Origin of the sequence: Conexibacter woesei DSM 14684, assembly GCF_000025265.1 — a bacterium.
Lineage (GTDB): Bacteria > Actinomycetota > Thermoleophilia > Solirubrobacterales > Solirubrobacteraceae > Conexibacter > Conexibacter woesei.
Genome location: NC_013739.1, coordinates 3,025,547 through 3,040,094, shown reverse-complemented (window position 1 = coordinate 3,040,094; position 14,548 = coordinate 3,025,547). Strand labels below are relative to the sequence as shown.

Sequence of the window (14,548 nt, the reverse complement as noted above, 5' to 3'; positions counted from 1 at the left end):
CCGGGGCGAAGAGACCAACGTCACAAGCGTGTCACAAAGTCCCTCGCGCGCCGATCTGATTGGCTGCGCGCCATGCGCGACCGACGGCTGCTGTTCTTCGGCGACTCGTTCACGGCCGGCGCCGGCGACCCGGCCGCGCTCGGCTGGGCCGGACGGGTCGCCGCCGCCTGCATGCCGGTCACGTCCTACAACCTCGGCGTGCGCGGCGAGACCTCCGTGCAGGTCGCGGCGCGCTGGCGCTCGGAGGCGGCCGTGCGGCTGACCGACGCGGCGTCGTTCCGCGTCGTCTTCTCGGTGGGCGCCAACGACTGCGTCGATTCGGGCATCGAGGGGAAGCCGCGGGTGGAGCCAGCCGTGTCGACGGCAACGATGGACGCCTTGCTCGACGGCGCCGCGGCGTTGGAGCTGCCCGCGTTCGTCGTCGGCCCGCCCCCGCTCGGCGCGGAGCGCCCCGACGCTCGTGCCCTGGCGCTTACGAGCGCGTTCGCCGACCTCTGCTCAGTCCGCGGCGTTCCGTTCGTGCCGCTCGCCGCGGCGCTCGCCGCGTTCGAGCCCTGGCGCGCAGAGGCGGCCGCGGGCGACGGCGCCCATCCCGGCGCCGAGGGCTACGCGCGCGCAGCCGATCTGGTTCTCGCCGGCGGGTTCGCGGCGTGGCTGAGGGATGTGGGTTGATCTATGGGTCTCCTGCACCCATAGATCACCACACATCAGGGCCTGCGCAGCAGCAGCGCGGCCCACTCGCCCAGCTCGCGCCGATCCTGCTCGACGAGGCCGTGGCGCCGCTCGAACGCGTGCGCGATCTCGTCCGCCTCGTGGACGAGCAGGCCGGAGGCGATCAGGACCCGCGGCGGGTCGGTCATCCGCTCGGCGTACTCCAGCAGCAGCGGGCGCAGCAGGTTGGCGAGCACGATCGGCGCGGCGGGCATCTGCTCCCCACGCAGGTCGCCGCGCGACACCTCCAGCGCGACGTCGTTGACGACCGCGTTCTCGCGCGTCGCCTCGACGCTGAGCGGGTCGTAGTCGACCGCGACGACGGGGGCGTAGCCGAGCTTCGCGGCGGCGATCGCCAGCACGCCCGAGCCGCAGCCCACGTCGGCGACCGGGCCGCGCGCGGCGTCGCCGTCGGCGAGCGACAGCAGCAGCTCCAGGCACAGGCGCGTCGTCGCGTGCGAGCCGGTCCCGAACGCCTGCGCGGGGTCGATCACCAGCTCGACGTCGGCGCCGAGCGGCGGAACCCACGGTGGGCGCACCGCCAGCCGGTCGCCGAGCACGAGCGGCTTGTGGAAGTCCTTCCAGCGCTCGGTCCAGTCGTCAGCCAGCTCGCTGGTCGTGACCGAGACGAGCGCGCCGCCGACCGCCGCCTCCAGGTCGGGCAGCTCGGGCAGCTCGCCCGGCGCGCCGTAGACGGCGTACTCGACCTGGTCGCCGTGGTCGACCTCCTCGACGCCGCTCGGCGCCAGCTCCAGCAGCTCCGCGAGCGCGACCTCGGCGTGTGCGCGATCGACCCGCAGCGCGAGGCGGATCATGCGCCGAACGCTCGCTTGAGCTTGGAGAACACGCCCTCCTCGGGGTTCATGTTCTCCTCGCCCAGCGATTCCGCCAGCCGCTCCAGCAGCTCGCGCTGCTCGCCCGACAGGCGGCGCGGGATCACGACGTTGACGACAACGCGCAGGTCGCCCCTGCGCCCGCGCCGCAGCGCCGGCAGCCCTCTCCCCCGCAGCGTCAGCGTCTCGTGCGGCTGGATCCCGGCCGGAACCTCCAGCTCCAGCGGGCCGTCGAGCGTCGGGACCTCCAGCGAGGTGCCGAGCGCGGCGAGCGGGGCGACGACGTCCACGACGGTGACGAGGTCGTCGCCGTCGCGCACGAAGCGCGCGTCCTCGTTGACGCGCACGAGCACGTAGAGGTCGCCGGGCGGGCCGCCGTGCTCGCCCGCGTGACCGCGGCCGGAGAGGCGGATCCGCTGGCCGTCGGCGATGCCGGCAGGCACGTCGACGCCGACCGTCAGCCGCGACACTCTGCGGCCGCGGCCCTGGCAGCTCTTGCACGGCGACTTCGGCACGCGCCCGTCGCCGCCGCAGACGTCGCACGCGGTCGCGCGCACGACCTGGCCGAACGGCGTGCGCGTCACGGCACGCAGCTGGCCGGTCCCGCCACAGCGGTCGCACGCCTCGATCGGCGTGCCCGGCTCGGCGCCGTTGCCGTTGCACGTCTCGCAGCGGACGACGGCGTCGTAGGAGACCTCGACGGACGCGCCCGTCGCGACGTCGGCCAGCTCGATCGTCGCCGTCACGGCGACGTCGCCGCCCTGCACCGGTCCGCCGCGCGCGCCGCCGGCGCCGCCGAAGACGTCGCCGCCGAAGAACGCGTCGAAGATGTCGGAGAAGGAGCCGAAGCCGCTCGGCTGGAAGCCGCCGTTTCTGAGGCCGTCGGCGCCGTAGCGGTCATAGGTCGCGCGGCGCTCGGGATCGGACAGCACCTCGTACGCCTCGGCGGCCGCCTTGAACTTCGTCTCGGCCTCCGGGTCGTGGCTGTTGACGTCCGGGTGCAGCTCGCGCGCGAGCTTGCGGAAGGCCTTCTTTATCTCGTTCGCGTCGGCGTCCCGCGCGACGCCGAGACGGTCGTAGTAGTCACTCGCCGTGGGCACGCGTCAATGGTAGGGGCCTTCGGCCCTTGGGAGTTCCACGGCGGCGTGTCGAGCCGCGTCGGGTCGGCGGGAACTCCCGGGTGCGCCAGCCGATCTCACGCCTCGTAGACGTCCTCGACGAAGCGCGACAGCTCGTGCGCCGCGGCGCGCACCGAGCGGATTGCGTGCTGGTAGTCCATCCGCAACGGCCCGATCACCGAGACGGTGCCGAGGCTCTGGCGCGGCAGGCCGTACGAGGCGGCCACCAGCGCCAGCGAGCGCAGCGCCGGCATCTCGTTCTCGCGGCCGATCCGCACGTAGACGTCACGCTCGACGAGCGCCGCGCTCAACACGCCGAGCAGAGTCACGCGGCGCTCCAGCATCTGCATCACGTCGTTGAGCTGCGTCACGTCCTGGAAGCGGAACTCGCTCACCAGCCGCGCCGCGCCGTCGACGTAGAGCGTGTGCTCGGTGGTGTCGGTCAGCTCGGTGAAGACCGGCGCGATCGCGTCGAGGAAGCCGCGCTCGCGCGGTCCGAGCGTCGGGTCCGACAGTCGCTGGTAAAGCTTGCGCGCACCGAGCCCGACGCCGGTCAGCTGCTCGTTGAGGTAGCTGCCGCCCCAGTCGGCGAGGCCGGCGTCAACCGGGCCGTCGAACGTGAAGACGCGCTTGCTGACGCCGCCGGTCGAAGTGATCACGACGACCATCAGGACCTGCGGCTGCAGCAGCAGCACCTCGACGTGGCGGACGGTCGCCGTCTCGATCGGCGGCGCCGAGACGATCGCGAGCAGGTTCGTCACCTGCGACAGCGTCTCGGTCGTGACGCGCATCGCCTCGTCGACCTCGTGGCGGGCCAGCGTCAGCGACAGCTCCGGCTGCGTCGCGACCGCCGCACCGGGCAGGTCGCGCTCTCTCAGCAGGCGGTCGACGAAGTAGCGGTAGCCGGCGTCGGTCGGGACGCGGCCGGCCGAAGTGTGGGGATGGGCGAGCAGACCGTGCTCCTCCAGCATCGCCAGCTCGTTGCGGACGGTCGACGGACCCCACTCGACCTCGGCCGCGAGCGCCTTGGAGCCGACCGGCAGACCACCGTCGAGGTAGCCCTCGACGACCATTCTGAGGATCAGCTCCTGGCGAGGGGTCAGCATCCCCTTGATTCTAGATGGACCGGGAGTTCCCACCTACGCGACGGCACGTCATTCCGCCGCCGTGGAACTCCCAATGCGAAGCACGGCGACGGCGTTGCGGATGATCCGCGTGTCGCCCTGGTGGGCCTCGGCCGTGACGGTCGCGACGCCGTCCTCGACGCGCTTGACCTTGCTCGTCACCGTCACCTCGCGCTCCATCACGCCCTGGCCGCGGAACTGGACCGACAGCGACTTCAGTCTCTCTGGCCCGCCTGCCGCCTCGGTCTGCGCGCGCGCGACCTGCGCCATCGACCAGAGGCCGTGCAGGATCCGTCCCTCCAGCCCGACCGCCTTCGCGAACTGCTCGTCGATGTGGATCGGGTTGAAGTCGCCGGAGGCGCCGGCGTAGCGGACCGTCAGGAAGCGGTCCGGCGTCGTCGTCAGCGTCGGCAGCTCTGCCCCGGGCTCGTAGTCAGCGGCCATCGTTCAGCTCCCTCGCACGAGCATCTTCCAGATGCCGGTCACGACGGGCTCGCCCGCCTCGTCCACGGTCACGACCTCGAAGTCGTAGAAGCCGATGTCGCTCTTCTCGCTGATCGCCGCGACCGTCGTCGTGGTCGTCAGCTCCTCGCCGGCGACGACGATCCGGTCCCAGCGGAACTCCTGGGCGCTGTGCAGCAGCTGCGGGAAGTCGATCCCGACCTGCGGGTCGAACAGCGCCGGCATCACCGACGGCGACTGGTAGACGACGGCGAACATCGGCGGCGCGACGACGTCGGCGTGGCCGGCCGCGCGCGCGGCGGCGACGTCGAGGTGCAGCGGGTTCGTCTCGCCGACGGCCGACGCGTACTCCTTGATCTTCTCGCGCCCGACGGCGTACACGACGGGCGCGTAGGTCTTCCCGATCGCCTCGGTCTTGACTGGCACCGGGCTCCTTTCAGCTCTGACAGCTTGCTCGGCGGCGAGTGTGTCAGATGAACGACGGCACGGCACCGCCGTCGACCGACCACGCCGCGCCGACGACGTTGGCCGCGCGCTCGGAGCAGAGGAAGACGACCGCGTCGGCGATCTCGGCCGGCTCGCCGAGCTTGCCGCGCGGAACCCTCGCGCCGGCCGCCGCGAGCGCGGCCTCGCGGTCGATGCCCTTCGCCGCCGCCTCCTGGTCGAGGATCCCGCCGGGATCGAGCCACAGGCCGGTGCCGACCGGCCCCGGCGCGACCGCGTTGACGAGCACGCCGCGGGCGGCGTACGCGTCGGCGTAGGCGCGCGAGAGCGCGAGCTGGGCGCTCTTGGTGACCGAGTAGGCCGCGTTGCGGCCGGACGGGCGCTTGCCGGAGGACGACGCGACGTTGACGATCCGACCCCAGCCGGCGGCGGCCATCAGCGGCGCCGCGGCGCCCATCAGCCGCTCGGGGCCACGCACGTTCAGCTGCCACTGCTCGTCCCAGTCGGCGTCGGTCAGCTGGTCGATCGGCGTCGCGCGTGAGGTGCCGGCGTTGTTGACGAGCACGTCGATCCCGCCGAACCGCTCGACGGCGGCCGCGACGATCCGCGCGCCGGCGTCGGGCTCCGTTACGTCGGCGACGAGGAACTCCGCCGCGGGCACGTCCCGCGCCGCATCGCGCAGCGCCGCCTCGGTGCGGCCGACGAACAGGACCCGCGCGCCCTCCGCGGCAAGCCCGTGGGCGACCGCGCGGCCGATCCCCCTGCTCGCGCCGGTCACGATGCAGCGTCTGCCGGCGAGCCCGAGGTCCATCGCGTTATCTGGTGTCGCCCAGCTCGAGCACCGCGAGGAATGCCTCCTGCGGCACCTCGACGCGGCCGACCTGCTTCATCCGCGCCTTGCCCTTCTTCTGCTTCTCCAGCAGCTTGCGCTTGCGCGAGATGTCGCCGCCGTAGCACTTCGCGACGACGTCCTTGCGGTACGCCTTGACGGTCTCGCGCGCGACGACGCGCGAGCCTATGGCGGCCTGGATCGGCACGTCGAACTGCTGGCGCGGGATCTTCTGCTTCAGCTTCTCCGCCAGCACGCGGCCGACGTCGTGCGCCTTCGTGCGGTGGACGACCATCGACAGCGCGTCGACCGGGTCGCCCGACAGCAGGATGTCGAGCTTGACGAGGTCGCTCGCTCTCAGGCCGCTCAGCTCGTAGTCCAGCGAGGCGTAGCCGCGCGTGCGCGACTTCAGCTGGTCGAAGAAGTCGAGCACGATCTCGGCGAGCGGCAAGTCGTACTCCAGCTGCACGCGGTCGGCGGAGAGGTACTGCATGCCCGCGTGCGTGCCGCGCTTGTCCTGGCACAGCTCCATGATCGTGCCGACGAACTCCTTCGGCGTCAGGATGCTCGCCTTGATGTACGGCTCGCGGATCTCTCTGATCTTCGTCGGGTCCGGCATGTCGGACGGGTTGTGGACCGGCACGATCTCTCTGCTCGACAGCTCGACCTCGAACTCGACCGACGGCATCGTCGTCATCAGCTCGAGGTCGTACTCGCGCTCCAGCCGCTCGCGCACGATGTCCATGTGCAGCAGGCCGAGGAAACCGCAGCGGAAGCCAAAGCCGAGCGCCTCGGACGTCTCCGGCTCCCACGAGAGGGCGGCGTCGTTGAGCGTCAGCTTCTCCAGCGCGTCGCGCAGGTCCGGGTAGTCGTCGGAGTCGATCGGGAAGAGGCCGCAGAAGACCATCGGCTTGACGTCCTGGTAGCCCGGCAGCGCCTCGGTCGCCGCGCCGCGCTTGGTCGTCAGCGTGTCGCCGACGCGCAGCATCGCGACGTCCTTGACGCCGGTGATGAGGTAGCCGACCTCGCCCGGGCCGAGCGTCGCCGTCGGCGTCATCGCCGGGTTGAAGAAGCCGATCTCGTCGATCTCGGCCTCGGTCCCGGCCGCCATCGCGCGGATCGCCTCGCCCTTCGTGAAGGTGCCGTCGACGACGCGGATGTAGGCGATCACGCCGCGGTACTGGTCGAACTCGGAGTCGAAGATCAGCGCGCGCGGCGCCGCGGTCGGGTCGCCGCCGGGCGCGGGGACCTTCTGCACGAGCTGGTCGAGCACCTCTCTGACGCCCATGCCGGTCTTGGCGCTGATCCGCAGCACGTCGTCGGGGTCCTCGCCGAGCAGCTCGGAGACCTCGCCCGCGACGCGCTCGGGCTCCGCGCCGGGCAGGTCGATCTTGTTGAGGACCGGGACCAGCTCCAGCCCGCCGTCGATCGCGAGGTAGGTGTTCGCGAGCGTCTGCGCCTCGACGCCCTGCGAGGCGTCGACGACGAGCAGCGCGCCCTCGCACGCGGCGAGCGAGCGCGACACCTCATAGGAGAAGTCGACGTGGCCGGGCGTGTCGATCAGGTGCAGCTGGTACGTCTCGCCGTCGGAGGCGTCGAACATCACGCGCACGGCCTGCGCCTTGATCGTGATGCCGCGCTCGCGCTCGAGGTCCATCGAGTCGAGCAGCTGCGCCTTCATGTCGCGCTGCTCGACGGTCTTGGTGACCTCGAGGATGCGGTCGGCCAGCGTCGACTTGCCGTGGTCGATGTGGGCGATGATCGAGAAGTTGCGGATCTTGGACTGGTCGGCCATGGGCCGGTACAGGTTAGGCGCCTAAGGCCCCGTAAGGGGTCGTGCCCCTCAGGTAAGGCATCGCGCCCCCGAAGTGACGGCATTCGCCCGATGTGTCCGGTTCGTCTCAGACGTACCGTCTCCAGTGTCAGAGAACGACCTTGGAGCTGACGCCATGAACCCCGCCCTCACCCAGATCCAACAGCAGAGCCGGGCGGCCGACCTGCGCGAGCGAGCCGACCGTCACAACCGGCCCACGCGCCGGCTGCGCCGCGCCTCGAAGGAGATCGAGGCGACGCAGCAGACGCTGACGGCGTACGCGCCGCAGCCGCTGTTCCTCACCCGCGGCTTCTTCGGGCGCGAGCACGGCTCGCACGCCTGATCCAGACCTGGGCGCCAGCACGCCCGGCGACGCACCACGCCCGCCCCGCCCTCTTCCCTCCTCGTCGGAGTCCGGGCCGGGCGGGCGCGTTGCGTTAAGGCCTCATCTCTTCCGCCGACCCATCCGGCCGGCGACCATGCGGTAGATCTGCTGGCCCTCGGGGACCTTCGAGTTCAGCACCATCGCGACGTAGAACATCGTGCCCGTCCCGATGCCCATGCCGACGGAGATGATCTGGGCCGGCAGCGAGCGGCCGAGCGCGTCGTCCAGGCCCCACCAGACGAACCACGACACGCCCGCGAGGACGGCGGAGGCGACGCAGATTCTGACCACGGCGTGGAGCGTCGCGGCGCCTTCGAGGCTGCCGTGGAGCAGCTTGCGCAACCCCCACGCCTGGCCGATCGTCATCGCGATGTTGGAGACGACCGTGCCGATCACGAGGCCGGCGATCCCGAACGGCTTGTAGAGCGCGAGGCTGACGATCACGTTGACGACCAGCGAGCCGAGCGCGAGCGCGGTCGGGAACCACGGTCTCTGGAGCGAGAAGAACGTGCGCGAGAGGAGCAGGTTGATGCCGGAGAACGGCAGGCTGACCGAGAACCAGAAGAGCGCCGTCGAGACCAGCTCGGTCGACTCCGCGTCGAACGCGCCGCGCTGGTAGACGAGGCGCGTGATCGGCTCGGCGAGCACGAGCGTGACGGCGGCGGCGGGGATCAGCAGCAGGCAGATCTGGCGCACGCCCGTCGCCATCGTGTGGCGCAGGCCGACGAGGTCGCGCTGGGCGGCGTAGCGGCTCAGCGTCGGGAACAGGACGGTCGCGACCGCGACGCTGAACATCCCCTGCGGGAGCATGTAGATGCGGAACGCGGCGTCGATCGCGCGCGGCGCCTGGTCGGAGACGAGCGTGCCGAGCGACGAGTTGATCAGCAGGTCGAAGTTGATGATCCCGAGGCTGATCGTGACCGGCAGCATCAGCCGGAAGACCTGCGCGATGCGGGCGTCGCGCCAGTCGAAGGCGAACTGGAATCTGAAGCCGACGCGCGGCAGCATCGCGACCGACATCGCCAGCTGGACCGCGGTGCCGAGCAGGACGCCGACCGCGTAGGCGTACATCTGCTGGTCGCCCTCGAAGAACGAGCGGCCGATGATCAGCACGACGATGATCACCATGTTCCAGACCAGCGGCGCGATCGCCGGGATCGTGAAGTGCTCGTACGTGTTGAGGATCCCGACGACGAGCCCGTTGAGCCCGAGCAGCACGACGATCGGGAACAGCACCTGGCTGAGGCCGATCGTCAGCGAGTTGAGGTGCGCGTCGAACGTGTCCCCGGTGAAGAGGGGCATGATCACGCCCGCCCCGAGGATGAATATCGCCGTGATCGCGCCGAGCGCGGCGACGATGATCAGGGCGAGCGTCGACGCGAGGCGGAACGCCTCCTTCTGCTGTCTTCTCTCCAGCAGCTCCGTGAAGACGGGCACGAAGGCGGCGCTGAGCGCGGCGTCGGCGAACAGGCTGCGGACCAGGTTGGGGACCTGGAAGGCGATCGTGAAGGCCGAGAACGCGCCGCTCGTGCCGAAGTAGCTGGAGGCGACGATCTCACGCACCAGCCCGGCGATCCGGGACAGGCCCGTCGCGATCGAGAAGATGGCGGTGTTGCGCGCAAGGCGCCGCCGGCGGCCCGCCGACTCGGCGGTTGGATCATCAGCGGTCTGCGCCGTCACGAGCGCGCTATAGTACGACGCCGCCGCGGCCCTGCCCGCGGCCAAATCATCTTATGGCCAACATTCACTCCCAGAAGAAGCGCATCCTGCGCTCCGAGCGTGAGCGACTCGAGAACCGTCGCTACACGTCGAAGATCAAGACCACCTTCCGTCGTCTCGAGGCAATCGTCTCGGGTGACGACAGAGCGGACGCCGCCCCGGTGCACCGCGAGCTGGTCCAGACGATCGACAAGGCCGTCAAGCGCGGCGCGCTCCACCGCAACACCGGCGCGCGGAAGAAGTCCCGCGCCGCCCGCATCCTTGCGGGACGTGGTGGCGAAGCGTAGGACTGCGGCTTCTTCTCCCAAACATAGTCGTACGCCGAGCGGCCCGCGCGAGCGGGTCGTTTGTCGTTGTCGTGCCGAGGTTGTCCTGGGTTGCGGTCGCATAGCGACACCAATCCAGGACGATGCCGGTTGGGTCAAGCGGTGAGGCGGGCGATCGCGCCGATCGCGAGCGTGTCCTCGCTGAGACCGGAGCCGGCACCGCCGCGCGAGGCAAGCTCGAGGTCCGCGACGATCCCGAGCGCGGCGCGCAGGCCGGCGACGTCCGTGCGCTGGACGTCGGCGACGAAGCGCTCGGCCGCCTTCGGCGGCATCCGCAGCCCGCGACGCACCTGCGAGGCGGACTCGCCGGTCTCCAGCCGCTGGGCGACGTCGAGCGCGTCTCGCAGCCGTCTGGCGATCGTGTAGAGCAGGCCGGCGAGCCGCTCACCCTGCTCGCGCAGCTCGAAGTAGACGCGCGTGGCGGCGAGGCCGTCGCGCGCGACGAGCGCGTCGGCGAGCGTCCAGACCTTCCGCTCCGCCGAGCTGGCGGTGATCTCCTCGATCTGCTCGAGGTCTATCCGCGCGCCCTCCCCCAGCTCCAGCGCGAGCTTCTCCAGCTCGCGCAGCAGCCGCTGCTGGCGTTCGCCGACGTGCGCGACGAGCGCTCTGGCGGCGGAGGGGTGCAGCTCCAGGCCGAGCCCTCTGGCCTGCGCCACCGCCCACTTCGGCAGGTCCCACGGCTTGACGGTCAGCTCCGTGCTGACGTCGCCGCCGGCCGCTCTGACCGCGGCTATCAATCTGTCGGGGACCTTCGCGCGGCCCTCCTCGCGGCCGAAGAAGACGACCGTCGTGTCGGGCGGGAGCGTCTTCAGGGCCGGCTCGACGAGTCTCATGTCGGCGGCCTTCCAGCGCTCGACGCCGTCGACGATCAGGAAGCGGCGGCCGATCGCGAACGTCATCGCCGACAGCGCGGTGGCGACCGCCTCGGCGGTCGCGGCGTCGCCCTCGAACACCTCGATCCCCTGCGACCCGCTCTCGCGCTCCGCGAGCGCGCGGAGTCTGGCGCGGCGTTCCGCGAGCCGGCCGTGGTCGTCGCCGTGGATCAGGTACGCGGGCTTGAAGGCAGGTGGCACGGGTCCGCGAGTCTAGAGCCTCGTCCGGTGGCGTTCGGCGCGGGTCGGGGGCTGACCGCACCGAGCGTCGCTGCGGCGCGCGATAGGTTGCGGCGATGGAGAACGAGCTGCGGCTGCGGCCGCCGCAGAACCGCGTGGACGAGCGCGCCGTGCGCTGGTGGACGGCACAGGCCGTCGCGACGGTCGTGCCGCCGATGCTCGCGCTCGCGGTGGCGTTCGTGCTCGCGCCGGGCGCGCGTGGCTGGCTCGGCGCCGCGCTGGCGTCCGGCGCCGTCGCCGGGCTCGCGTATGTAGTGGTGATGCCGCGCTGGCGCTACCGCGTCCACCGCTGGGAGACGACGCCCGACGCGGTCTACGCCTCCTCCGGCTGGCTGCTGCAGGAGTGGCGCGTCGCCCCGCTCTCGCGCGTGCAGACGGTCGACACCCTGCGCGGTCCGCTGCAGCAGCTGTTCGGCCTCGCCTCCGTCACCGTGACGACCGCCTCGGCGAAGGGCGCGATCACGATCGACGGCCTCGATCACGAGCTGGCGGCCGAGGTGGTCCACCGTCTGACCGAGACGACCCAGGCGACCCCCGGCGACGCGACATGACGGAGCCGGGCGGCGCGGGCGCGGGCAGCGCGGCGGCGGGCGGCGCGGGCGCGGGCGGCGGCGGTGCGGCTGCGGGCGGCGCGGGCGCGGGCGGCGGCGGTGCGGCTGCGGGCGGCGCGGGCGCGGGCAGCGCGGCGGCGGGCGGCGGCGTCGAGTGGCGCCGGCTCGACGCGCGTGTGCTCGCGCTGCACGTCGTGCGGCTGCTGCTCGCGCTCGCTCCGATCGCGGTCGTGCTCGTGCTCGGCGGCGACCTGAGCCGGAGCGTCACGATCGGCATCGCCGCCATCTTCGGCGGACAGGCGCTCGCCGCCGGCGCCGACGCGCTGCGCTGGTGGACGACGCGCTACCGGGTCACGGACGAGCGGGTCGAGCTGAGATCGGGGCTCGTGCAGCGCAGCAACCGCTCCGTGCCGCGCGATCGCATCCGCACCGTGAACCTGACCGCGAAGCCGCTGCACCGCCTCTTCTCTCTGACGACGGTCGACGTCGGCACCGGTCGCCACGGCGGCAGCGGCGAGAAGCACGGTCTCGTCCTCAACGCGGTCGCCTCCGACGAGGCCGACCGGCTGCGGCGGGAGCTGCTCGCGCGGGCCACCGCGCCGCCGCCGGCACCGAGCACCGCCGTCTCCACGCCGGCCGCCGCCGAGCCCAGCGACTCGCCGGCCGCCGCCAGCGGTCCGCTCGCAGCCGCGCCCGGCCGCTCGACGACCGCCGCCGGCACCGGCACCCCGGCCGCCGCTCACGCCACCGGCACCCCAGCCGCCGTTCCCGCCACCGGCACCCCAGCCGCCGTTCCCGCAGCCGGCGCTCCAGCCGCTCCCGGCACCGGCACCCCAGCCGCTCCCGGCGGCGGGACCCCCGCCGCTCCCGCCACCGGCACCCCAGGCGCGCCCGCCGCCGCTCCCGCCGGCGCCGACGCCGAGCGCCTGCTCGTTCGTCTGCGCTGGCGCTGGCTGCCGTACGACCTGCTCTCGCCCTGGACCCTGGCGCTGCCGTTGATCGTGCTCGGCGGCGGGATCCAGCTGCTCGACACGTTCGGCGTCGAGGGCGTCGCGTTCGACGCCGCGCGTGACGGCGCGGACCGCGTCGACGCGATACCGGTGCTGCTCGCGGTCGGGCTGCTGGTCGTCGCGCTCGTGGTCGTCGGGGCGCTGGCGGCGAGCGCGCTGTTCGTCGAGAGCTGGTGGGGGTTCGCGCTCGTGCGCGAACCGGGCGGGACGCTGCGCGTGAAGCGCGGGCTGCTGACCGCGCGCTCGATCTCGATCGAGCAGCGGCGGCTGCGCGGCGTCGAGCTGGCGGAGCCGCTGCTCCTGCGCGCCGCGGGCGGCGCAACCCTGCACGCGATCGCGACCGGGCTGCGGTCCGGCGACGACGGCTCCAGCGGGAGGGGCGCGCGCGCCAACGCGCTGCTGCCGAGCGTTCCACGCGGCGAAGCCGAGCAGGTCGCGGCCGCGGTGCTGGAGCAGGGCGACGTCGCCGCGCAGCTCGGCGAGCTGCGGCCGCACCCGCCGGTGGCGCGACGGCGTCGGATCGTGCGCGCGCTCGTGGCGGTCGCCGCCGTCGGCGCGGCCCTGCTCCTCGCCGGACCGCTGCTCGGCTGGATCCCGTCGTGGACGCCGGCGCTCGCGCTCGTCCTGCTCGGTCCGGCGCTGCTGCTCGGCGTCGACGCGTACCGCGCACTCGGCCACCGCGTCGCCGGCGGCTACCTCGTCACGCGTCACGGCACGTTTGTGCGTCGCACCCATGCGCTCGAACGCGACGGCGTGATCGGCTGGACCGTCAGCCGCTCACCGTTCCAGCGCCGAGCCGGCGTCGTGACGGTGACCGCGACGATCGCTGCCGGCACCGGCGCCTACCGCATCATCGACGTCGACGACGGCGGCGGGCTCGCGTTCGCCGAGGAAGCCGTCCCGGGCATCCTCGCCCCTTTCCTCGTGCGCAGCAGCGCGACGAGGACGCCGACCACGCCATAGACCGCGACGAGCGCGACCGTTCCTGGCAACGCGGCTCTCGTGCTCGCGTGCGGCACGCCGGCAGCCTCGTGGGCGATCGTGCCGACATAACCGAGCAGGAACGCGTTCATGGCGTTGAACGGCAGCGCGAGCGCTGCGGCTAACTGCCCGACGGCGGCGGCGAGCATGCCGAGCCACATCACGGGCGCGATCGCCGGCGCCGCGAGCAGGTTCGCCGGCAGCGAGACGAGCGACAGCTCCCCGAAGTGGAACACGAGCAGCGGCGCCGTCCCCAGCGTCGCGGCGAGCGACATCGCGACGGCGTCCGCGACCGGCGCCGGAGCGCCCCGCCGCCGCAGGCGGGCGCTGACCGCGGGCGCGGCGAGCGCGATAGCCGCGACGGCGGCGAAGCTCAGCTGCCAGCCCGGGTCGCCTGACGCGCGCGGGTTCAGCGCGAGCGTCGCCGCGGCGGCGAGCAGCAGCGCGTACCAGCGCGAGGCCGGACGGCCCGCGAGCGCCGCGACCGTCGTCGCCGCGCCCATCACGCCCGCACGCTGGATCGACGGTCCCGCGCCGGCGAGCGGCACGTAGAGCGCGATCAGCGCGAGCGCCGCCCCAAGTCGCGGCCGCAGGCCGAGGCCGGCGAACGTCAGCAGCGGCAGCGCGAGCGCGAGCAGCAGCGCGACGTTCTGACCGCTTGCGGCGAGGATGTGCGCCAAGCCCGAGTCGCGGAACTCGTCGCGCGTGCGATCGCTCAGCGCCTCGTCCTGGCCGAGCACCATGCCGCGCAGCAGCGCCGCCTGCGGCTGTCTGAGACCGACCGACAGCGCCCGCTCAGCCCGGCCGCGGACCTCGTCGACGACGCGCCAGGTGCCACCGCGACGGGTGCCCGTCGCAGCGGCCGCCTCGACGGTGATCGCCGCGTGCGCGCCCTTGCGCGCGTAGTGCCGCTCGAACGGCCCGAGCGCCCGCAGCCGCCCGTGCACCTGGACGACCGCGCCGGTCGCGCTAGCCGGCCACGCGGTCGACTGCCGGATCCGCAGCATCACTCGCTCGCCGGCGGCGAGCGACGCGGGTGTGGGAGCGGGAGCGGGAGCCACCGCACGGCCGGCCGCCGCTCCAGCCGGAGCAAGCTCACGCAGCCGGGCGAGCGCGGTGGTGCCGAACTG

14 protein-coding genes and 1 pseudogene are annotated in these 14,548 nt (G+C 72.7%); 5 read left to right on the top strand and 10 right to left on the bottom strand.

Annotated elements, in window-relative coordinates; genetic code table 11:
* The first annotated feature begins 72 nt into the window (after positions 1-72).
* A complete protein-coding gene (locus CWOE_RS14195) occupies positions 73-672 on the top strand; it encodes a GDSL-type esterase/lipase family protein (RefSeq protein ID WP_012934315.1) in 600 nt (199 codons plus the stop codon).
* Between the two features lie 35 nt (positions 673-707).
* On the opposite strand, the gene CWOE_RS14190 is transcribed toward CWOE_RS14195, so the two are convergent.
* The 7 genes from CWOE_RS14190 to lepA all read right to left on the bottom strand — a co-directional run bounded on the left by CWOE_RS14190 (position 708) and on the right by lepA (position 7,316).
* Positions 708-1,526, bottom strand: coding sequence for a 50S ribosomal protein L11 methyltransferase (locus CWOE_RS14190; protein WP_012934314.1), 819 nt, complete (start codon positions 1,524-1,526; stop codon positions 708-710).
* The gene (dnaJ, locus tag CWOE_RS14185; RefSeq protein WP_012934313.1) at positions 1,523-2,644 is read right to left on the bottom strand and encodes a molecular chaperone DnaJ; all 1,122 of its coding nucleotides are present in this window, start codon (positions 2,642-2,644) and stop codon (positions 1,523-1,525) included. Before dnaJ ends, CWOE_RS14190 begins: the two co-directional genes overlap by 4 nt.
* A gap of 95 nt (positions 2,645-2,739) precedes the next feature.
* A complete protein-coding gene (gene hrcA / locus CWOE_RS14180; protein WP_012934312.1) occupies positions 2,740-3,768 on the bottom strand; it encodes a heat-inducible transcriptional repressor HrcA in 1,029 nt (342 codons plus the stop codon).
* A 48-nt stretch (positions 3,769-3,816) separates the two neighbouring features.
* Positions 3,817-4,230 carry a MaoC/PaaZ C-terminal domain-containing protein gene (locus CWOE_RS14175; RefSeq protein WP_012934311.1) on the bottom strand — a complete coding sequence of 138 codons (414 nt, stop codon included), beginning with the start codon at positions 4,228-4,230 and terminating at the stop codon, positions 3,817-3,819.
* 3 nt (positions 4,231-4,233) lie between these two features.
* Positions 4,234-4,674: an FAS1-like dehydratase domain-containing protein gene (locus CWOE_RS14170; RefSeq protein ID WP_012934310.1), complete on the bottom strand. Its 441-nt coding sequence runs from the start codon at positions 4,672-4,674 to the stop codon at positions 4,234-4,236.
* 43 nt (positions 4,675-4,717) lie between these two features.
* On the bottom strand, positions 4,718-5,503 hold the full coding sequence (locus CWOE_RS14165; protein ID WP_012934309.1) for an SDR family NAD(P)-dependent oxidoreductase: 786 nt from the start codon (positions 5,501-5,503) through the stop codon (positions 4,718-4,720).
* Between the two features lie 4 nt (positions 5,504-5,507).
* Positions 5,508-7,316: a translation elongation factor 4 gene (gene lepA, locus CWOE_RS14160; protein ID WP_012934308.1), complete on the bottom strand. Its 1,809-nt coding sequence runs from the start codon at positions 7,314-7,316 to the stop codon at positions 5,508-5,510.
* A gap of 154 nt (positions 7,317-7,470) precedes the next feature.
* Between lepA and CWOE_RS14155 the strand changes: the two genes are divergently transcribed.
* Positions 7,471-7,677, top strand: a complete 207-nt coding sequence (locus tag CWOE_RS14155; RefSeq protein ID WP_012934307.1) for a hypothetical protein — start codon at positions 7,471-7,473, stop codon at positions 7,675-7,677.
* Positions 7,678-7,779: 102 nt separating this feature from the next.
* Here CWOE_RS14155 and murJ read toward each other — a convergent pair whose 3' ends face one another.
* The gene (gene murJ, locus CWOE_RS14150; protein ID WP_012934306.1) at positions 7,780-9,399 is read right to left on the bottom strand and encodes a murein biosynthesis integral membrane protein MurJ; all 1,620 of its coding nucleotides are present in this window, start codon (positions 9,397-9,399) and stop codon (positions 7,780-7,782) included.
* Positions 9,400-9,452: 53 nt separating this feature from the next.
* Between murJ and rpsT the strand changes: the two genes are divergently transcribed.
* On the top strand, positions 9,453-9,725 hold the full coding sequence (gene rpsT, locus CWOE_RS14145) for a 30S ribosomal protein S20 (protein WP_012934305.1): 273 nt from the start codon (positions 9,453-9,455) through the stop codon (positions 9,723-9,725).
* Positions 9,726-9,859: 134 nt separating this feature from the next.
* Here the strand turns inward: rpsT and holA are convergent, their stop codons facing one another.
* Positions 9,860-10,837, bottom strand: a complete 978-nt coding sequence (holA, locus tag CWOE_RS14140) for a DNA polymerase III subunit delta (RefSeq protein WP_012934304.1) — start codon at positions 10,835-10,837, stop codon at positions 9,860-9,862.
* A 95-nt stretch (positions 10,838-10,932) separates the two neighbouring features.
* On the opposite strand from holA, the gene CWOE_RS14135 reads away from it, so the two are divergent.
* Entirely contained in the window at positions 10,933-11,427 is a 495-nt protein-coding gene (locus CWOE_RS14135) for a PH domain-containing protein (RefSeq protein ID WP_012934303.1), read from the top strand.
* Positions 11,424-13,400 (top strand): PH domain-containing protein, encoded by a 1,977-nt coding sequence (locus CWOE_RS30705; protein WP_012934302.1) that lies wholly within the window; start codon positions 11,424-11,426, stop codon positions 13,398-13,400. Before CWOE_RS14135 ends, CWOE_RS30705 begins: the two co-directional genes overlap by 4 nt.
* A 23-nt stretch (positions 13,401-13,423) precedes the next feature.
* Here the strand turns inward: CWOE_RS30705 and CWOE_RS34120 are convergent.
* Positions 13,424-14,161: pseudogene (locus CWOE_RS34120) on the bottom strand (ComEC/Rec2 family competence protein); the annotation flags it as partial.
* Positions 14,162-14,548: the final 387 nt, after the last annotated feature.